13 protein-coding genes are annotated in these 19704 nt (G+C 69.8%); 12 read left to right on the forward strand and 1 reads right to left on the reverse strand.

The window, feature by feature from the left end:
• Positions 1–149 precede the first annotated feature (149 nt).
• From LVB77_RS02970 to LVB77_RS03015, 10 genes are all read left to right on the forward strand, one after another.
• Positions 150–2405, forward strand: a complete 2256-nt coding sequence (locus LVB77_RS02970; protein WP_232908733.1) for a TonB-dependent siderophore receptor — start codon at positions 150–152, stop codon at positions 2403–2405.
• Positions 2402–3133: an ABC transporter ATP-binding protein gene (locus LVB77_RS02975; RefSeq protein WP_232908734.1), complete on the forward strand. Its 732-nt coding sequence runs from the start codon at positions 2402–2404 to the stop codon at positions 3131–3133. The genes LVB77_RS02970 and LVB77_RS02975 overlap by 4 nt, the downstream gene beginning before the upstream one ends.
• Positions 3133–4536: a DUF3526 domain-containing protein gene (locus LVB77_RS02980; RefSeq protein WP_232910132.1), complete on the forward strand. Its 1404-nt coding sequence runs from the start codon at positions 3133–3135 to the stop codon at positions 4534–4536. Before LVB77_RS02975 ends, LVB77_RS02980 begins: the two co-directional genes overlap by 1 nt.
• Positions 4533–6020, forward strand: coding sequence for a DUF3526 domain-containing protein (locus LVB77_RS02985; RefSeq protein WP_232908735.1), 1488 nt, complete (start codon positions 4533–4535; stop codon positions 6018–6020). Before LVB77_RS02980 ends, LVB77_RS02985 begins: the two co-directional genes overlap by 4 nt.
• A gap of 2 nt (positions 6021–6022) precedes the next feature.
• Positions 6023–7966 (forward strand): TonB-dependent receptor, encoded by a 1944-nt coding sequence (locus tag LVB77_RS02990; protein ID WP_232908736.1) that lies wholly within the window; start codon positions 6023–6025, stop codon positions 7964–7966.
• Positions 7967–8063: 97 nt separating this feature from the next.
• Positions 8064–8948: a hypothetical protein gene (locus LVB77_RS02995; RefSeq protein ID WP_232908737.1), complete on the forward strand. Its 885-nt coding sequence runs from the start codon at positions 8064–8066 to the stop codon at positions 8946–8948.
• Entirely contained in the window at positions 8945–10027 is a 1083-nt protein-coding gene (locus LVB77_RS03000; protein WP_232908738.1) for a pyridoxal-phosphate dependent enzyme, read from the forward strand. Before LVB77_RS02995 ends, LVB77_RS03000 begins: the two co-directional genes overlap by 4 nt.
• A gap of 11 nt (positions 10028–10038) precedes the next feature.
• On the forward strand, positions 10039–11307 hold the full coding sequence (locus LVB77_RS03005) for an ATP-grasp domain-containing protein (RefSeq protein WP_232908739.1): 1269 nt from the start codon (positions 10039–10041) through the stop codon (positions 11305–11307).
• A gap of 27 nt (positions 11308–11334) precedes the next feature.
• On the forward strand, positions 11335–12192 hold the full coding sequence (locus tag LVB77_RS03010) for a DUF364 domain-containing protein (RefSeq protein WP_232908740.1): 858 nt from the start codon (positions 11335–11337) through the stop codon (positions 12190–12192).
• Positions 12189–13403 carry an MFS transporter gene (locus tag LVB77_RS03015; protein ID WP_232908741.1) on the forward strand — a complete coding sequence of 405 codons (1215 nt, stop codon included), beginning with the start codon at positions 12189–12191 and terminating at the stop codon, positions 13401–13403. The genes LVB77_RS03010 and LVB77_RS03015 overlap by 4 nt, the downstream gene beginning before the upstream one ends.
• A 63-nt stretch (positions 13404–13466) precedes the next feature.
• Here the strand turns inward: LVB77_RS03015 and putA are convergent, their stop codons facing one another.
• Entirely contained in the window at positions 13467–16691 is a 3225-nt protein-coding gene (gene putA / locus LVB77_RS03020) for a bifunctional proline dehydrogenase/L-glutamate gamma-semialdehyde dehydrogenase PutA (RefSeq protein ID WP_232908742.1), read from the reverse strand.
• 425 nt (positions 16692–17116) lie between these two features.
• On the opposite strand from putA, the gene coxB reads away from it, so the two are divergent.
• Complete coding sequence (gene coxB, locus LVB77_RS03025; protein WP_232908743.1) at positions 17117–18055, forward strand: cytochrome c oxidase subunit II; 939 nt, start codon at positions 17117–17119, stop codon at positions 18053–18055.
• A gap of 29 nt (positions 18056–18084) precedes the next feature.
• Complete coding sequence (ctaD, locus tag LVB77_RS03030) at positions 18085–19704, forward strand: cytochrome c oxidase subunit I (RefSeq protein ID WP_232908744.1); 1620 nt, start codon at positions 18085–18087, stop codon at positions 19702–19704.

A 19704-nucleotide genomic window follows, 5' to 3' on the forward strand; every position in this document is an offset into this window, starting at 1 on the left:
AGCCCCGCCCCTCGGCGGGGCTCTTTCGTTTCGGGTCGGTCGTCACGAGGAACGGCGATGCACATCTCGCCTGAGCGCTTGACGGCGGCCAAGTCCTACGGCTAGATTGAAATGATATAACGTTTCAATAAAGCATCGGGGCAACGAACATGACGTACGGACGGGGTGGGCGCCGCGGCGCGACGCGCGGGCGCGCGCAGCGGTGGGCGGTGGCGGCGGTGTTGCCGTTGGGGGCGCTGGCATGGGCGGCGCCGGCGATCGCGCAAACAACACCGGGCAGCGACTCGCAGCCGGAAGCCGACACCACGCCGCACCAGCTCGACAAGGTCACCGTCAGCGGCGCGGCCGAATCCGCCGCGCTGGACACGCCCAGCGCGACCGCCTCGCGACTGGGACTGACGCCGCGCGAGACGCCGGCGGCGATCGAGATCCTGAGCGCGCAAACCCTCGAGCAGCGCGGCCTGCGCGGCACGGTCGACGCGCTCAGCGCCGCCCCCGGCGTGCTCGCCGGACAGCTGCCGTCCTCGCCCGGCATGACCTCGATGCGCGGCTTCAGCGGCGGCGCGATCTCGCTGCTCTACGACGGCGTGCGCCAGACCGCCGCGCCGCTGGTCACGCGCGATTTCGACGGCTGGAGTTTCGAGCGCATCGAAGTGCTGAAGGGGCCGGCGTCGGTGCTGTACGGCGAAGGCGCGTTGGCCGGCGCGATCAACCTGGTGCCCAAGCGCCCGGACTACGACGCACGCGCGACCTCGTTCCTGCTTGGTTGGGGCAGCTTCGGCAGCCAGCGCTACGCCGTCGATGCCAACCTGCCGCTGGATCCCGACTTCGCCCTGCGCCTGGTCGCCAGCCATCGCCGCAGCGACGGCTACGTCGACGACACCGCCAGCCGCGCCACCTCGGCCAGCCTGAGCGCGCGCTGGCGGCCCAGCGACGCGGTCGAAGTCGACCTGGCGCTGGATCATTACGAGGACGATTACGACACCGCCTACTGGGGCACGCCGCTGGTCCCGCGCGCGATCGCGCGCGACCCCAGCGACCTGGTCGACAGCCGCAACGGCCACGTGATCGACCGCGCGCTGCGCGACCGCAACTACAACGTCGCCGACGGCATTCAGACCGCGACCAGCGACTGGCTGCGCACGCGCGTGAGCTGGCAGCTGCGCGACGGCCTGCGCTTGGTCAACGAGGCCAGCTATTACGACGCGCAACGGCGCTGGCTGAACTCGGAAACCTACACCTACGACGCCGCCAGCGGCCTGCTGAGGCGCGGCATCACCCGCATCGAGCACGAGCACCGCTATTGGGTCGAGCGCGCGAGCCTGCTGTCCGACGGCACGTTCGCCGGACGCCGCAATCGCGCCTCGCTGGGCGTCGAATTCAGCGACGGCGACTTCCGCGTGCCGCGCCGTTTCGGCAGCACCGGCGCGGTCGATCCTTACGCGCCGCAGCGCGGTCTGTTTCCGGTCGGCGACACCGCGCTGAATTTCCCCGGCGCCGGCAACCGCGTCGATTTCGATTCCACCACGCGCACCGCCTCGGTATTCGCCGAGGACGCGTGGTCGCTGACGCCGCGCTGGCTGCTGCTGGCCGGGCTGCGCTACGACCGCATCGAGCTCCAACGCAGCGTGCGCGACTACAACACCGGCGCGGTCACCCGCTTCGCGCGCGACTACGACCCCTTCTCCTGGCGCCTGGGCAGCGTGTTCGATCTGCGCCCGAACACCCAGCTTTACGTGCAATACAGCGCCGCCGTGGCGCCGGTCGGCAGCCTGCCGCTGCTGTCGCTGGCCAACTCGCGTTTCGACCTGACCCATGGGCGTGCGGTCGATCTTGGGCTCAAGAGCAGCTTCTGGGGCGATCGCATCGACCTGACCCTGGGCGGCTACTGGATCGAACAGGACGACATCATCACCCGCGATCCGGCCAACGCCTCGCTGGCCATCCAGGGCGGCCGCCAATCCTCGCGCGGCGTCGAACTGTCGGTGTCGGCCGCGCTCACGCGCGCATTGACCGTCGAAGCCAGCGTGGCCGCCTTGAACGCGCGCTTCGACGAGCTGCGCGAGGCCGGTGGCGTCGACCGCGCCGGCAACACGCCGCCCAACGTGCCCGAGCGCCTGGCCAACCTCTACGCGAGCTACCGCTTCGATGCCGTGCCGCTGCGCCTGAGCGCCGGCCTGCGCCACGTCGGCGCGTTCTACACCAACAACGCCAACAGCATCCGCGTTGAAGCGCATACGGTGTTCGACGCCTCGTTGGCCTACACGCTGCCGTTCGGCGAGATCGCGCTGCACGGACGCAACCTGGGCGACGCCTTCTACGCCGACTGGTCCGGCGGCGCCGCCGATCAGTTGGTGATCGGCGCGCCGCGCAGCCTGGAGCTGACGCTGAAGGTGAACCTGTGAGCCGGCTCGACGCGCCGTCCGGCGTGCAGGCCCTGCACCTGATTGATGTGCGCAAGCAGTTCGGCGACCGCACCGCGTTGGCATCGCTGTCGCTGACGATCGCGCCGGGCGAGGTGTATGCCTTGCTCGGACCCAACGGCGCCGGCAAGACCACCACGCTCAATCTGATTCTGGGCTTCCTGCGCGCCGACGCCGGCCGCATCGAGGTGGCCGGCGTCGACGCCGGCGGCGATCCGCTGCGCGCGCGCGCCCACATCGCCTACCTGCCGGAAACGGTGATGCTGCATCCGGCCCTGAACGCGATCGAAAATCTGGGCTACTTCGCCATGCTCGGTGGCCGCCGCCTCGACGACGCGCAGGCGCGCGCCTTGCTGAGCGAGGCCGGCTTGCAGGAAGAAGCGCATGCGCGGCGCGCGGCCGGTTTTTCCAAGGGCATGCGCCAGAAGGTGGGCCTGGCGATCGCGCTGGCCAAGAACGCGCAGCTGCTGTTGCTGGACGAGCCGACCTCCGGCCTGGACGCCGGCGCCGCCAACGATCTCTCTCACGGCGTGCGCGCCGCCGCGCGCCGCGGCGTGGCGGTGCTGATGGCCACGCACGACCTGTACCGGGTCAAGGACGTGGCGCAGCGCCTGGGCATCCTGCGCGGCGGACGCCTGCTGGTGGAGCGCTCTACCCAGGCGCTGTCGGCGGCCGAAATCGAGGCGCTGTACCTGGAGCAGCTGGCGTGATGAAGGCCTCGCTGACCGCCTACGAATGGACCCTGCTGCGACGCGACCGGCGTGCGTGGTGGGCCTTGCTGTGCCTGGGCGCGCTGGTGCTGTTGGCGTTCGTCGCCAACAGCGCCCAGCTGGCGCAGGCGAACGCGGACAAGCACCGCATCGCCAAGGAGGAACGCGCGCGCTGGTTGGGGCAGGGCGAGAAAGACCCGCACAGCGCCGCCCATTACAGCATCTACGCATTCAAGCCGGCGCCGATCCTGGCCGCGTTGGATCCCGGCGTCGAACCGTATGTGGGCCAGGCGCTGTGGCTGGAAGCGCATGCGCAGAACGACATGTTGTACCGGCCGCAAGGCGAGGCCAGCCTGTTGCAGCGTAGCGGCGCGGTCAGTCCGGCGGGGCTGTTGATCGGCTTCGCGCCGCTGGTCGCGTTCCTGCTCGCGTTCGGCGCGATGGCGGTGGATCGCGAACGCGGCACCTTGCGGTTGGCGCTGGGCGCGGCGACGCGACCGGCTGCGATCGTCAAGACGAAGGCGCTGGCGATCTGGCTGGCGCTGCTGGCGGTGCTGCTGCTGCCGTCGGTGCTGGCGGCCGCAGCGCTGGCGGTGGCGCGACAGGCGCTGGACGCCGACTTCCTCCTGCGTCTGGGCGCATGGAGCCTGACGATGGCCGCATGGCTGGGCCTGCTGGCCGCCTTGGGCCTGGCCGTGGCCAGCCTCGCGCACGGCGTGCGCACGGCCCTGGCGGTGCTGTTCGGTGTGTGGATCGTGTTCGCGCTGGCCTTGCCGCGCTGGGCCGACAGCGCGGTCGAACGCGCCCGGCCGCTGCCTACGACGCAGTCGGTGAAGCAGCGCCTGGCCGAGGAGGCGCCGGCGTTCTGGACCGCCGAGACGGGCAGGGAGAATCAGGCCAGGCTGCTGGCGCAGCACGGCGTGCGCAGCAAGGAAGCGCTGAAGGTCGACCTGCGCGGCGCCGAGCTGGACATGAGCGAGCGCCATGGCTATCGCGTGTTCGACCGCGTGCTCGGCGACTTCTACCAGCGTGTGCTCGCGCAGGACCGCGCGTACGCGGCCTGGGGCTGGCTGTCGCCGGCGATCGCGGTGCAGAGCCTGTCGCCGGCGTACGCGGGCAGCGACTTCGCCCACCACCGCGCCTTCATCGACGGCGCCGAGGCGTATCGGCGCACGCTGGTCAATCGCATGAACCAGGACGTGATGGCGCATCCGACCCAGAACGGCGGCGCGCGCCACACCAACGACGTTTCGCTGTGGTCGCAGATACCCGAATTCCGTCATGCCGCGCCGACCTTGACGGCGGCATGGGGCAATGCCGCGCCGGCACTGTGGGCGCTGTCGCTGTGGTGCGTGCTGGGCTTGAGCGCCTTGGCGCTGGCAGCGCGGAGGCTGCGGCCATGAGCGCGCCCGCCTTTGCCGATTTGCTGCGTTGGGAGCTGCGCCAGGTCGGTCGCAATCGCCTGCTGTGGCTGGTGGTGGGGATGCTGATACTGGCCATGGTCTGGGGCGCGCGCGGCGGCGCCGATCTGCACCGTCAGCAGACGACGGCGATCGAACGCGCGCAGCGCAGCGACGCGGCATGGATGCAGCAGGTGCACGCACGCGCGCAGCGCTATGCCGCCCCGGCCAGCGGCGAACTGCCGTATTGGCAGGATCCCACCGATATCGGCGGCTTCAGCCGCTACTTCCTGCGCGTTCAAGCCTATAAGCCGCACCTGCCCTTGTCGCCGCTCGCGGTCGGCGCCAGCGATCTGCTGCCCGCGCGCCTGCCGGTGAAGCTGGAGACGACGTTCGGCATCGAGCCGGTGTACGACTTCGAGAACCCGCGCGGACTCGCGTTGGGGCGCTTCGACCTGGGCTTCGTGCTGGTCTATCTGCTGCCCATCGCCTGCATTCTCCTGGTCGGCCTGTTGGCCACCTTCGAACGCGACAACGGCATGCTGCGCCTGATCGCCGCGCAGCGCGTCGGCCCGCGCGCCTGGCTGAGCGCGCGCATCGCCGCGATCGCGCTGTGGCTGGCGCCCGCGGTGATGCTGGGTCTAGGCCTGGCCCTGATGCTGGCCGGCGTCGACCTGTCGGCTGCCTGGTCGGAACTGCTGGTAGCGATGGCGCTGGTACTGGCCTATCTGGGCTTCTGGCTGGCGCTGGGATTCGCCGTCGTCGCGCGCTGGCCCAGTGCCGCGGCCGCGATCTCCAGCCTGGTCGCGCTATGGGCGCTGCTCGCGATCGGTCTGCCGTTGGCGGGCAACGCCGCCGTCGCCGCCTACGCGCCCGCGCCCTCGGCGGTCGCGGTGGTGGACGAGCAGCGGCGCGCCAACGACGCCATCGCCGCGCGACGCGATGCCATCGTCGCCACGGCCTTCCACCAGCGCGCCGATCTGTCGGCCGCGATCGAACGCGTGGCGAGCATCGACTATGCGACCCGCCTGAGCTTCCTGGTCCCGGAGTTGGAGCGGCGCCTGTCGCCCTTGCACCAGCGGCAAACCCAGGCGCGCGATCGCCGCGAGCGGGCCTCCGACCTGATCGGCTATCTGTCGCCGCCGCTGGGCCTGCAGTCGGCGATGGCGACCCTGGCCGGCACCGACCTGGCGCGCCATCGTGCGTTCGAGGCGCAGGCGCGCGCCTACCAGCTGGGCCTGCGTGCCTGGTTCTATCCGCGCATCCAGCGCGAGATCGCCGCGCCGACGCCACGCGCGCCGGCCGGCAGCTACGGGCGGATGAACTTCCGCGACTACGACGCGATCCCCGCTTGGTCGGCCGCGTACCCGCCTGCGTCCGAACGCATCGCCACGGTCGCGCCGGTGCTGTCGTGGCTGGCGTTGCTGGCGGCGGCGCTCACCGCGTGGGCGCTGTCGCGCCTGCGCCACTGGCCCACGGAGTTGTAAGCATGCGCCGCACGCGACCATGGACGAACCCCGCGCTGCTGGCGCTGTCTTGCGCGCTGGCCTGGCCGGCGCAGGCGCAGCGCGCCGGCGACAATGCGGTCACCGCCGCCGAGGATGCGTTCGGCGCGACCCTGGGCAACGAAAGCATCGGTCTGTACAGCAGCAAGCAGGTGCGCGGCTTTTCGCCGGTGGAGGCGGGCAACGTGCGCATGGAGGGCCTGTACTTCGACCGCCAGGGCACGGTGCCGCCGGCGCTGGTCGAGGGCTCCAGCATCCGCGTCGGCCTGTCGGCGCTGAACTACCCGTTCCCCGCGCCGACCGGCATCGTCGACTACCGCCTCAAGAAGGCCGGCGACCGGCGCGTGCTGAGCGTGCTGGGCGCGCTCAACGCCTATGGCGCGCCGGCCCTGGAACTGGACGCGAAGCTGCCCATCGCCGAGGGCGTGTTCGGCGTCGCCGCCAATCTGTCCTGGGCGCGCGAGGAGTATTACGACGGCGCCGACGCGCGCTACCTGCGCGCGGCGGTGGTGCCGCGCTGGCGGCCGTCGGAGCACGTCGAGGTTCTGCCGTTCTGGAGCATCTCGCGCGGCCGCGACGAGGAGGTCGCGCCGGTCATCGTCACCGCCGGCAACTACCTGCCGCCCAAGGTCCAGCGCCGCCGCCATTTCGGTCAGCGCTGGAGCGACAACGAGTACGACAGCCGCAATTACGGCGTGATCGCCAAGGCGCGCTTCGGCGAGCATTGGGCGCTGGCCGGCGGCGTGGTGCGCTCGATCTTCGAGATGCCCAGCGGCTATGCCGAATTGTTCGTGGACACCACGCGCGACGGCCTAACGCGCGAGAAGGTCATCGCCGATCCGCGCCAGCGCTCGGCCTCCACCAGCGGCGAGCTGCGCGTGAGCCGCAGCTTCAACGAAGGGCCGCGCCTGCACGTCGTGCACGCGGCCGTGCGCGGACGCGACCTGCGCAGCCGGTACGGCGGCTCGGCGCCGGCGCTGGACTACGGTTGGCGCCGTCTCGGCGAGCCGGTGCCGGTGCCGCAGCCGGACGAGTTCGCGTTCACCGCGCGCACCCAGGATCAGGTTCGCCAGTGGACCGGCGGCTTGGCCTACGAGGGCCGTTGGCGCGATCGCGGCGAACTCAGCCTGGGCCTGCAGCGCACCCGCTACGAGAAGCACGTCGATCAGCCCGGTCTGACACGCGCATCCACGCACGACGACCTGTGGCTGCCCAACGCCAACCTGACCGCCTATCTGAGCCGGCGGCTCGCGCTGTATGCGGGGCACACGCGCGGCTTGGAGGAAAGCGGCGTCGCGCCCGACGACGCCGCCAACCGCAACCAGGCCCTGCCGGCGATCCGCACCCGTCAGACCGACGCCGGCCTGCGTTGGACGCTGCCCAACGAGATGAAACTGGTCGCGGGCCTGTTCGACGTGCGCAAGCCCTACTTCATCACCGACGAACGCAATGTCTACGGCGCGCTCGGCGAGGTCCGCCATCGCGGCGTCGAACTCAGCCTGAGCGGGCGTCCCAGCGACAACCTCAGCCTGGTCGCCGGCGCGGTGCTGATGCGGCCGCGCGTGAGCGGCGAAGCGGTACGCGAGGGCCGCGTCGGCGAACGCCCGATCGGCCAGGCCGAGCGCGTGCTGCGCACCGACCTGGAATACCGGCCGCCGGCCTTGCCGGGCTGGTCGTTCGATCTGGCCATGAGCCATTACGGCGAACGCGTGGCCTCGCGCGACGGCATCAATCGCGTTCCCGCCTACAGCCTGGCCGATATCGGCGCGCGCTACCGCTTCAAACTCGGCAATGCGCCGGCGACGTTGCGTCTGCTGGTCGCCAACGTCGGCGACACCTACGCCTGGAACCTCTACGGCCACAACAGCTTCGGCCTCACCGACGGCCGCCGCTACGTGGTCCAGCTCGCGGTCGATTTCGAGTCTTAGTCCCATGCGACAAGGAGAAACAGCCCCCATGCTGCGCCAGGAACGGCAATACCCGGATCGCCCCGTCGCACGATCGCGCGCACGCGCCGCCGCAGCGGTGCACGCAGTCGCGCAGACGCGGCCGCTGGTGCACAGCGGCGTCTGTCACGGCACCCTGGGCGAACTGCTGCAAGGGCCTTACGAACGCGACGGCGAACTGCACATCGGCATCGTGTCGCTGCCGGTGCGCCGTTACAGCTGGATGCATTTCGTGCCGGGCGAGGACGGCGACATCGGCACCGAGCTGGCGGGCAAGGACAAATGCCGTCAGGCGATCGCCTTGTACCTGGCCCACCACGGCCGCTGTTTGCCGCCAGGACGCTGGAGCCACGACTCCGAGCTGCCCACCGGCAAGGGCATGGCCAGCTCCACCGCCGACATCGTCGCCACCATCCGCTGCCTGGACCGCGTGTTCGGCCTGCGCTCGCCGCCGGCGCTGCTGGCCGCGCTGCTGCGCCAGATCGAACGCTCCGACAGCGTGTTTCTGGATCGCCACGCCTTGTACCTGAGCGGCCGCCAGGAAGTCGTGCGCACGTTTCCGCGCGCGCTGCGGCTGCACGCCTGCTACATCGACGAGGGCGGCACGGTGGAGACGGAACGCGTCGCCGCCGATCTGCTCGCTCACTATCGCGACCGTCTCGACGACTACCGCGGCAATCTCGAACGCATGCTGCAGGCCTTCGCCGGCCACGACGTACGCGCGATCTGCGACTGCGCGACCCGCAGCGCCGCGCTGGCCCAGGGCGCGATCGCCAAGCGCCGCTTCGATACCTTGCTGGAGCACCGCCGCGAGCTGGGCGCCGACGGCATCGTCGTCGCGCACACCGGCAGCCTGATCGGCTATCTGTACGCGCGCCGCCCCGGCATCGCGCGCATGAGCGAGCTGTCGTCGTTCTTCCGCGGCTTGGGGCACCAGTGCCGCTTCGTGGAGACCGGTCCGTGAACGGCGTGCACGCGCACATCGCCGATGCGATCAAGGCGCCCGATCTGGTCCGCCTGGGACCGAACCTGTACGTGGCGCGCTTCGAGACCATGAAGGTGTACTCGACCCTGGTGGCGGTGGAGCGCCTGCTCGCCAGCGGCCGCATCGCGCCCGGCGCCACCCTGATCGACAGTTCCAGCGGCATCTACGCCTACGCGCTCGCGCTGGCCTGCCACAAGTTCGGTCTGCGTTGCCGCATCGTCGGTTCCAAGACCGTCGACCAGACCCTGATGGTGCAGCTGCGCATCCTCGGAGCGACCGTCGAACAGGTCGAACCCCAGGCCACGCTCAAGCTGGATCAGAGCCTGCGCGTGGCGCGCATCCACGAACTGCTCGCGGCCGATCCCGGCCTGCACTGGATGCAGCAGTACCACGACGACATCCACTACCACGGCTACGCGCCGGTCGCCGAGACCCTCGCCGCCAGCCTGGGCTGCGCAGGGCTGAGCGTGGTCGGCGGCATCGGTTCGGGCTGCTCCACCGGCGGCCTGGCGCAGGCGCTGCGCGAGCGCGACGCGTCGGTGGAACTGATCGGCGTGCAACCCTTCGGCAGCCTGACCTTCGGCTGCCAGCACCTGGAAGACCCGGGCATCATCATCGCCGGCATCGGCAGTTCGATTCCGTTCCGCAACGTGCGCCACGCGCTCTACGACCAGGTGCACTGGGTCTCGTTCGACTACGGGCTGGCCGGGTCGGTGGCGCTGCTGCGCGAGCATGCGGTGTTCGCCGGCCTGTCGTCGGGCTGCTGCTATCTGGTCGCCGCGCGCGAGGCGGCCCTACGGCCCGAGCGCAACATCCTGTTCGTCGCTGCCGACACCGGCCATCGCTACGTCGAGGGCGTGTTCGCCCAGTACCGCGACGCGCTGGATCCGCGTGCGCTTGCGCCCAAGACGATCGAGTCGCTGGACGAACTGGCGCTGCCGTGGTCGGCGATGGCCTGGCGGCGTCGCGAGTACTCGTCGGCCGACACCGTTTCTATCGATCCCGCGTCCAGCGGAATTTCCGCGCCGGCCATGGCCGCGCCGTCCCCCATTTTCTAAGGAGCAGCGCCATGGCGCATCTGTTGATGATCGAAAGCTGGGTCGGCGGCGCCGGCCGGATCTTTCCGCCCGCGATCGGTCGGCTCGGCCACCGCTACACCTTCGTCACCCGCAACCGCGACCATTACCGCGACCCGCGTACGCGCGAGATCCATCCGGTCATCGAATACGCCGATCACGTGCTGAGCTGCGACACCAACGACGTGCCGGCGCTGATCGAGTTCCTGCGCGCGCAGCACGCGATCCTGAAATTCGACGGCGTGGTCACCATCTGCGATTACTACATCGACACCGTGGCCCAGGTCGCGCAGGCGCTGGACCTGCCGCAGGCGTTTTCCGCCAACGTGGTCATGGAGCGGCGCAAGGATCGGGTGCGCGAGGCGATAGCGCGCGCCGGTCTGCCCAACCCGAAGTATGCCGTCGCCGCCGACTGGGAGCAGGCGCGCGCCGAGGCGCGGCGCATCGGGTATCCGCTGATCCTCAAGCCCACCGATCTGGCCTCCAGCGCCTTCGTGCGCCTGGTGCACGACGAAGTCGAGCTGTGCCATGCCTTCGATGCGCTGGAGCAGTTCCCGCGCAACTTCCGCGAGCAGCCGCGGGTGCCGCTGGTGCTGCTGGAGGAATACCTGCAGGGCGAGGAGATCAGCGTCGAGGCCTGCACCTTCGAGGGCGAAACCACGGTGATCGGCATCACCGACAAAAGCCTGACCGGCTTTCCCTATTTCATCGAGGACGGCCACATGTTCCCGGCGCGGCTGGACGCCGCCCAGGCCGAGGCGGCGATCGCGCTGGTGCGCGGCGCGCTGGCGGCGGTCGGCCACGACCACGGCATCAGCCACACCGAGGTCCGACTGACCGCCGATGGGCCGCGCGTGATCGAGATCAACCCGCGTCCGGGCGGCAACTACATCGTCGAGCTGATCCAGCGCGTGACCGGCATCGATCTGCTGGACGCGCAGATCGAGCTGGCGCTGGGCCGCCGTCCCAACCTCGCGCCACGCGACACCGGCGTGCGCAGCGCGGCGATCAAGTTCCTGGTGCCGCCGCGCGGCGGCCGCGTCGAATCGGTGGCGGGCGCCGACAGTCTGGACGCCGATCCGCACCTGGCGCGCTGGAGCCTGGCCGCGATCGCCGGCAGCGAAGTCGCCGCGCCGATCGATAACGCCTGCTACCTGGGCCATGTGATCGCGGTCGACCGGCAGGGCCAGGACGCACGCCGTTACGCCGAGCGCGCGCTGGAGCGCGTGCGCCTGGACTACGCCGGGCCGGTCGCGGCCTGAGCCGGCGCCGCCTACTAGGAGTTCCTCATGTCCCTGCATAACGAAGTGACCGCGCCGGCCTCCGTCGCCGACCTCACCGCCGCCGCGCTGCGCGGCGACTACGGCCGCGATCCCGCCGACCTGCACGCGGTGGGCGCGTTCTGGGTGCGGCAGAGCACGCAGTTCCCCGGCACCGACACCAAATACCGCAACTACTACCTGGTGCTGCGCGCGGAAGCCGGCTTCGGCGGCTGCTGCCTGGAGCGCGACCAGCTCGATTCCATCGTCGCCGAGGAGCTGTCCGGGCGCAGTCTGGCCGAGCTGCTGCGCGACGCGCGCACGCCGGTGCGCGTGGCCGCGCTGGATGCGTACTTCTCGCTGGTCCGCCCGCATCGCGAGCAGGCGGGCGCGCAGCGCTTCGATCTGCCGCACGGCACGCCGCTGCAGCGCGCGCAGGCGCGCGACCAGGCCATCGCCGGCCTGCTGCGGATCGAGCCGGGCATGCGGGTGGGCTTGATCGGCGTGGTCAATCCGTTGGTGGCGGCGATCGTCGCGCGCGGCGGCGTCTGCCTGCCTTGCGACTTCAATCTCGAGCGCACCCAGGACGGCACCCAGGTCGTGCGCGACATGCGGCCGGTGCTGGCGCAGGCCGACCTGGTGATCGCCACCGGCATGACCTTGAGCAACGGCTCCTTCGACGACATCCTGACCGCGCTGCGCGCGCGCGGCGTGCCGCTGGTGGTGTACGCGCAAACCGGCAGCGCGATCGTGCCGCGCTTCCTCGGCCACGGCGTGGCCGCGGTCTCGGCCGAGCCGTTCCCGTTCTCGCAGTTCAGCGCCGATCCCACACCGATCCATCTGTACCGCGCGCCGGGTTACGACGACGGCGTGCGCGCGGTCGCATGAGCGCGCCCGCGCCCGCGCTGGATGCGCGCAGCCGCCGGCGCGGATTGAACGGCCTGCTGGTCTACACGTTCTTCATGGTGAGCGGCTTCGCCATGCTGATGCCGCTGGTCGCGGTGCACTACGTCAACGACCTGGGCTTCGCCGCGGCCGCGGTCGGCCTGGCGCTGGCGGTGCGCCAGCTGACCCAGCAGGGACTGGCCCTGGTCGGCGGCGTGCTGTCGGACCGCTACGGCGCGCGCCGCATGATCTGCCTGGGCGTGCTGCTGCGCGCGCTGGGTTTCGCCAGCCTGGCCTATGCGGGCGATCTGCCGGCGCTGCTGGTGGCGATGCTGCTGTCGGCGCTGGGCGGCGCGCTGTTCGAGGCGCCGTATCAGGCTTCGATCGCGGCCCTGACCACGGCGCAGACGCGGCCGCGCTACTACGCGCTCAGCAACTGGGTCAGCGGTGTGGCCACCACGGTCGGACCGCTGATCGGCGTGGCCCTGCTGCGTTTCGACTTTCGCGTGGTGTGCCTGGTCGCGGCGGCCTGCTTCGCGCTCAACTTCGCGATCGCGCTGGCGCTGTTGCCGCGCGTGGAGATGCCCGAGCGCGCGGCGCCCAGCCGCGGCCTGGGATTGGTCGGGCGCGACACCCACTTCCTGGGCCTGGTCGCGCTGATGATGCTGTACTGGTTCGTCGCCGTGCAGATCAACATCAGCTTCCCGCTGTTGGCGCAGCGCCTCAGCGGCGACGTCGCCGGCGTCGGCGCGATGTTCGCGGTCAGCGCCGGCCTCACGGTGGCGCTGCAATATGTACTGGTGCGCCGGCTGGAGCGGCGCTGGACGCCGGCGCAGGTGCTGGTGGCGGGCGTGGTGCTGATGTCGCTGGCCACCGCCGCGATCGGCTGGGTGTCGGGCTTCCCGGCGTTCCTGGTGTGCGTCGCCGTGTTCTCGATCGGCGCGCTGATGACGCGTCCGACCCAGCAGACCCTGATCGCCGGGCTGGCCGATCCGCGCGCGCTGGGCACCTACCTGGGCGTGAGTTCCTTGAGCCTGGCCGTGGGCGGCGGCATCGGCAACGTCGCCGGCGGCTGGCTGGTCGACGTCGCCGCGGCGCGGCAGTGGCCGTGGCTGCCGTGGAGCGTGTTCGGCGCGGTCGGCCTGCTCAGCGCCTTCGGCCTGTCCGCACTGCTGCGCGGCCGCACGCCGCGCGCGCAGACCGTAACCGGCTAAAGCCGCAAACGAAAAGCCCCGCACTCGGCGGGGCTTTTCGTTGCCGCGTGCGGGCGAATCGGGTCAATCGCCCAGCGTCAGCAACGAGGCGTTGCCGCCGGCCGCCGTGGTGTTGACCGTGATGGTCTTTTCGGTGGTGAAGCGCGGCAGGTAGTGCGGGCCGCCGGCCTTGGGGCCGGTGCCGGACAGGTTCTGTCCGCCGAAGGGCTGCACGCCGACCACCGCGCCGATCTGGTTGCGGTTGACGTAGCAGTTGCCGACCTTGACCCGCGCGGCGATGCGCTCGATGGTCTCGTCGATGCGCGAGTGGATGCCCAGGGTCAGGCCGTAACCGGTGGCGTTGATCGCGTCGATCACCGCATCGAGCTGGTCGGCCTTCCAGCGGATCACGTGTAGGACCGGGCCGAAGACTTCCTTGTGCAGCTGGTCCAGCGACTTGAGCGCGTAGGCGCGCGGCGCGAAGTAGCTGCCGTGGGCGCTGTCGGCATCCATCGCGACCTCGGCGATCTTGGTCGCTTCCTTGTCCATGCGCGCGGCATGCTCGTTGAGCATCTTCAGCGCGTCCTCGTCGATCACCGGGCCGACGTCGGTGGACAGCAGACCCGGGTCGCCGACCTTGAGCTCGGCCATGGCGCCGGCCAGCATCGAGGTCACTTTGTCGGCGATGTCTTCCTGCACGAACAGCACGCGTGCGGCCGAGCAGCGCTGGCCGGCCGAGGTGAAGGCCGAGCCGATCGCGTCCTTGACCAGCTGCTCCGGCAGCGAGGACGAGTCGGCGATCAGCGCGTTCTGGCCGCCGGTCTCGGCGATCAGCACGCCGATCGCGGCGTCGCGCGCGGCCAGGGCGCGGTTGATCGCGCGCGCGGTGTCGGTGGAGCCGGTGAAGGCGACGCCGGCCACGCGCGGGTCGCGGGTCAGCGCCGCGCCGACGGTGGCGCCGTCGCCGGGCAGGAACTGCAGCACCGCCTTAGGCACGCCGGCTTCGTGCAGCAGCTTCACCGCGTAGTAGCCGATCAGATTGGTCTGCTCGGCCGGCTTGGCGATCACGCTGTTGCCGGCGGCCAGGGCAGCCGCGATCTGGCCGGCGAAGATCGCCAGCGGAAAGTTCCAGGGGCTGATGCAGACGAACACGCCGCGCCCGGACAGGTGCAGGGTGTTGGACTCGCCGGTCGGGCCGGGCAGCGCCTCGGGCGCGAACAGCTTGCGCGCCTGCTGGCCGTAGTAGCGCAGGAAGTCGACCGCTTCGCGCACTTCGGCGACGCCGTCGGGGATGGTCTTGCCAGCTTCCTTGGTGCACAGCGCGAGGTACTGCGGCATGCGCTGCTCGAGCAGGTCGGCGGCGTGTTCGAGGATCGCGGCGCGGCTGGCGGCCGGCGTGGAATCCCAGGCTTCCTGCGCGGCGACCGCGTTCTTCAGCGCCAGCTCGACCGTGGCGGCGTCGGCCGCGCGCCACTGGCCGACGGTCTCGCGACGGTCGGACGGATTGGTCACGGCGATGTCCGGGCCGGCGACGTTGGCGCCCGGCACCAGCGGCGCGGCGCGCCAGTCGGTGACGGCGGCGTTCACTTGCGCGGCGAGGGACTGCAGTTGCTGATCGTTGGCGAGATTGACGCCCATGGAATTAGCCCTTTCGGCAAGCTGGTTCGAAGCGGCATAGCTGCGGTACAGATCGACCGGCAGCGGAATACGCGGGTGGGGGATGCTGGCGAAGGCGGACACGGTCTCGACCGGGTCGCGGATCAGTTCGTCGATCGCGATGTCTTCGTCGGTGATGCGGTTGACGAAGCTGGAGTTGGCGCCGTTCTCGAGCAGGCGGCGCACCAGGTACGGCAGCAGATCCTCGTGCGAGCCCACCGGCGCGTACACGCGGCAGGGCACGTCGAGGCGATCGGCCGGCACGACCTCGGCGTAGAGATCGTCGCCCATGCCGTGCAGCTTCTGGAACTCGAACGCGCGGCCGGCCGCCATGCGGTGCACGGTGGCGATGGTCTGCGCGTTGTGGGTGGCGAACATGGGATAGATCGCGTCGCTGGCGTCGAGCATGCGGCGCGCGTTGGCCAGGTAGGACACGTCGGTGTTGGGCTTGCGCGTGAACACCGGGTAGCCGAGCTGGCCGTCGACCTGGGCGCGCTTGACCTCGCTGTCCCAGTAGGCGCCCTTGACCAGACGCACCGGAATGCGGCGGCCGGTGCGGCGGGCCAGGTCGGCGAGGAAGTCGATCACTTCCGGCGCGCGCTTCTGGTACGCCTGCACCGCCAGCCCGTAGCCCTGCCAGCCGTCCAGCGACTTGTCGGCGTAGGCCGCGGCGATCACGTCCAGCGACATTTCCAGGCGGTCGGCTTCCTCGGCGTCGATGGTGAAGCCGATGCCGTAGCTTTTGGCCAGCTGCGCCAGTTCCAGCACGCGCGGGGTCAGTTCGGCGAACACACGCTCGCGCTTGGCGTGCTCGTAGCGCGGATGCAGCGCCGACAGCTTGACCGAGATGCTGGGCGCGGCGAACACGTCGTGCTGCAGGTAGTGGCCGCCGGGGCCGCTCTTGCCGATCGCGTGGATCGCCTGGCGGTAGGCCTCCAGGTAGCGCAGCGCGTCCTTGGTGGTCAGCGCGCCTTCGCCCAGCATGTCGAAGGAATAACGGTAGCTGGCGTTGTCGCCCTTCTTGGAGCGCGACAGCGCCTCGCCGATGGTGCGGCCCATCACGAACTGGTGGCCCATGATGCGCATCGCCTGGCGCACGGCCAGGCGGATCACCGGCTCGCCGACGCGGCCGATCAGGCGCTTGAAGGCGTTGTGGACGTCGCGCTTGGTGTCGTCGGCCAGATCGACCAGGTGGCCGGTCAGCATCAGGCCCCAGGTGGAGGCGTTGACCAGGACCGAATCGGACTGGCCCAGGTGTCGCTTCCAGTCGGCCTCGCCGAGCTTGTCGCGGATCAGCTTGTCGGCGGTTTCCTGGTCCGGAATGCGCAGCAAGGCCTCGGCCACGCACATCAGCAGCACGCCTTCCTCGCTGCCCAGGTCGTACTGGCGCATGAAGGCTTCGATCGCGCCCTGGTCCTGGGCGCGCGCGCGGACCCGTGCGACCAGGTCGGCGGCGGTGCTTTGCGCGGCCTGGCGGTCGGCTTCGGGCAGGCGCGCCTGTTCGAGCAGACGGGTCACGTGTTCGGCTTCGTCGCGGACCCAGGCGGCGGTGATCGCCGCGCGCGGGGCGGCCGGGGCCGGGGGCAGTTCGGGGCTGATCAGCGCGCGCGGCGGCGGGCCGTCGGCGGCGTCGGAGGAGGAGTCGATGGTCATTCGGACCGCAGCGCAGCGGAGGGGAGCCGCTTAGTTTAGAGCTTTCGGTCCAATCCGGTCTGTCGTAACCCGGCGGCCGGGGCCGTGCGGTTGCGAACGGAGCCGGTCCGGGGCCGTCGTCCGGCCGTCCTCGGGCCGATCGCACGATCCCGCGCTGCGGCGCGCCGGGGTCGTGCCAAGCCGTCCGCGCAAGGCCCGTAGAGCCTGCGTGAACGCCTCGCGGGTTGCCGCAGGACGGGTCGGAGGCTACCATTTCGCGGATTATCCGTAGCGCCGTCACCGGCGTGATGGGCCCTGGACGGGGCTCGCCAGCCACCTCATTCCGGACGGTTCCCCCGCGCCAGTGCCTGGCAGGGGCGGTAGCCGGGAGGGGCAGCCCGCGGAGCAGACAACGCAACCTTCTACGATTTTCGGGGCTCGAACTGATGAAAGCCGGTCGTTTCAAGCAGTGGGCAGTGGGCGTCGCCGCGACGGCGCTGCCGGTCCTTGCATTTGCTCAGGCTGCCGATCCCAAGCCGTGGCAGTTGAACATGGGCCGCGGCGTCACCGCCCAGTCGGTCAACGCCTACGAGGCGCACATGCTGGCGCTGTGGATCTGCGTGGTGATCGGCATCCTGGTGTTCGGCGCGATGGCCGTGGCGATGTTCAAGTTCCGCCACTCCAAGGGCGCGGTGGCCGATAAGGACTTCACCCACAGCACCAAGCTGGAAATCATCTGGACCGTGGTCCCGGTCGTGCTGCTGGTGGCGATGGCGTTCCCGGCCACCAGCAAGCTGATCAAGATGTACGACACCCGCCAGTCGCAGATGACCATCAAGGTCACCGGCTTCCAGTGGATGTGGAAGTACGACTACCTGGGCGAGAACGTCTCCTTCACCAGCCGCCTGGACCGCAAGAGCGACGCCCTGCGCCAGAGCAAGAAGACCGTCACCCAGGCCGACCACGAGCACTACCTGCTCGACGTCGACAACGTCCTGGTGCTGCCCACCGACACCAAGATCCGCTTCGTGATCACCGCCGACGACGTCATCCACGCGTGGTGGGTGCCGGCGCTGGGCTGGAAGCAGGACGCGATCCCGGGCATCGTCAACGAAGCCTGGACCGAGATCAAAGAGCCGGGCGTGTACCGCGGCCAGTGCGCCGAGCTGTGCGGCAAGGACCACGGCTTCATGCCGATCGTCGTGCGCGCCGTGCCCAAGGCCGAATACCAGAAGTGGCTCGCCGAGCAGAAGGCCAAGAACGCGCCGGCCGCTCCGGCCGCGGCGCCCGCCGCCCCGGCTGCGCCGGCCGAAGCCGCTCCGGCGCCCGCGACCGCCGGCACCCAGAACTCCGTGGCCACGACCGCTCCTGCGGTCGCCGGTTGATCGACTCAGCATTAATTCAGAGGTAGGCCATGGCTGCCACGCACCCCGTCGCCGATCATCACGATGATCATCACGCCCACCAGCAGGGCTTCATCGAGCGTTGGTTCTTCTCGACCAACCACAAAGACATCGGCACGCTGTATCTGATCTTCAGCTTCGTGATGTTCATCATCGGCGCCGGCATGTCGGTGATCATCCGCGCCGAGCTGGCGACGCCGGGCCTGCAGCTGGTCAAGCCCGAGTTCTTCAACCAGATGACCACCATGCACGCGCTGGTGATGATCTTCGGCGGCGTGATGCCGGCCTTCGTCGGCCTGGCCAACTGGATGATCCCGCTGCAGATCGGCGCGCCGGACATGGCGCTGCCGCGCATGAACAACTGGTCGTTCTGGATCCTGCCGTTCGCCTTCACCCTGCTGCTGATGACGCTGATCCTGCCGGGCGGCGCGCCGGCCGGCGGCTGGACCCTGTACCCGCCGCTGTCGCTGCAGGGCGGCAACAACGTCGCCTTCACGATCTTCGCCATCCACATGATGGGCATCAGCTCGATCATGGGCGCGATCAACGTGATCGCGACCGTACTCAACATGCGCGCGCCGGGCATCGACCTGCTGAAGATGCCGATCTTCTGCTGGACCTGGCTGATCACCGCCTTCCTGCTGATCGCGGTGATGCCGGTGCTGGCCGGCGCCGTGACCATGCTGCTGACCGACAAGTTCTTCGCCACCTCGTTCTTCAACGCGGCCGGCGGCGGCGACCCGGTGATGTTCCAGCACATCTTCTGGTTCTTCGGTCACCCCGAGGTCTACATCATGATCCTGCCGGCGTTCGGCGTGGTCTCGGAGATCATCCCGACCTTCAGCCGTAAGCCGCTGTTCGGCTACCAGGCGATGGTGTACGCGACCGCCTCGATCGCCTTCCTCTCGTTCATCGTGTGGGCGCACCACATGTTCACCGTCGGCATGCCGCTGGGTGGCGAGATCTACTTCATGTTCGCGACCATGCTGATCGCGGTCCCGACCGGCGTGAAGGTGTTCAACTGGGTCACCACCATGTGGCGCGGTTCGATCAGCTTCGAATCGCCGATGCTGTGGGCGATCGCGTTCGTGATCCTGTTCACCATCGGCGGCTTCTCGGGCCTGATGCTGGCGATCGTGCCGGCCGACTTCCAGTACCACGACACCTACTTCGTGGTCGCGCACTTCCATTACGTGCTGGTGACCGGCGCGCTGTTCTCGATCATCGCCGCGGTCTACTACTGGTGGCCGAAGTGGACCGGTCGCATGTACAACGAGACGGCGGCCAAGTTCCATTTCTGGTGGACGATCGTGTTCGTCAACCTGCTGTTCTTCCCGCAGCACTTCCTGGGTCTGGCCGGCATGCCGCGCCGCATCCCGGACTACAACGTGGTCTTCGCCGACTGGAACCTGATCAGCTCGATCGGCGCCTTCGGCATGTTCCTGACCCCGTTCATGATGCTGGGCATCCTGTGGCACTCGAAGAAGTACGGCGCCAAGGCCGAAGCGCGTTCGTGGGACAGCGCCAAGGGCCTGGAGTGGACCGTGCCGAGCCCGGCGCCGCACCACACCTTCAGCACGCCGCCGGTCATTCGCGATGGCGATCTGGCTCACGGCGATATCACCCACTGA

The organism is Lysobacter sp. 5GHs7-4 (assembly GCF_021284765.1).
Lineage (GTDB): Bacteria > Pseudomonadota > Gammaproteobacteria > Xanthomonadales > Xanthomonadaceae > Lysobacter.

Excerpts from the sequence above, each read along its gene's own strand:
- LVB77_RS02970 (WP_232908733.1), top strand. The coding sequence starts at position 150 with ATGACGTACGGACGGGGTGGGCGCCGCGGCGCGACGCGCGGGCGCGCG.
- LVB77_RS02980 (WP_232910132.1), top strand. The coding sequence starts at position 3,133 with ATGAAGGCCTCGCTGACCGCCTACGAATGGACCCTGCTGCGACGCGAC.
- LVB77_RS02985 (WP_232908735.1), top strand. The coding sequence starts at position 4,533 with ATGAGCGCGCCCGCCTTTGCCGATTTGCTGCGTTGGGAGCTGCGCCAG.
- LVB77_RS02990 (WP_232908736.1), top strand. The coding sequence starts at position 6,023 with ATGCGCCGCACGCGACCATGGACGAACCCCGCGCTGCTGGCGCTGTCT.
- LVB77_RS03005 (WP_232908739.1), top strand. The coding sequence starts at position 10,039 with ATGGCGCATCTGTTGATGATCGAAAGCTGGGTCGGCGGCGCCGGCCGG.
- LVB77_RS03010 (WP_232908740.1), top strand. The coding sequence starts at position 11,335 with ATGTCCCTGCATAACGAAGTGACCGCGCCGGCCTCCGTCGCCGACCTC.
- LVB77_RS03015 (WP_232908741.1), top strand. The coding sequence starts at position 12,189 with ATGAGCGCGCCCGCGCCCGCGCTGGATGCGCGCAGCCGCCGGCGCGGA.
- putA (WP_232908742.1), bottom strand. The coding sequence starts at position 16,691 with ATGACCATCGACTCCTCCTCCGACGCCGCCGACGGCCCGCCGCCGCGC.
- coxB (WP_232908743.1), top strand. The coding sequence starts at position 17,117 with ATGAAAGCCGGTCGTTTCAAGCAGTGGGCAGTGGGCGTCGCCGCGACG.
- ctaD (WP_232908744.1), top strand. The coding sequence starts at position 18,085 with ATGGCTGCCACGCACCCCGTCGCCGATCATCACGATGATCATCACGCC.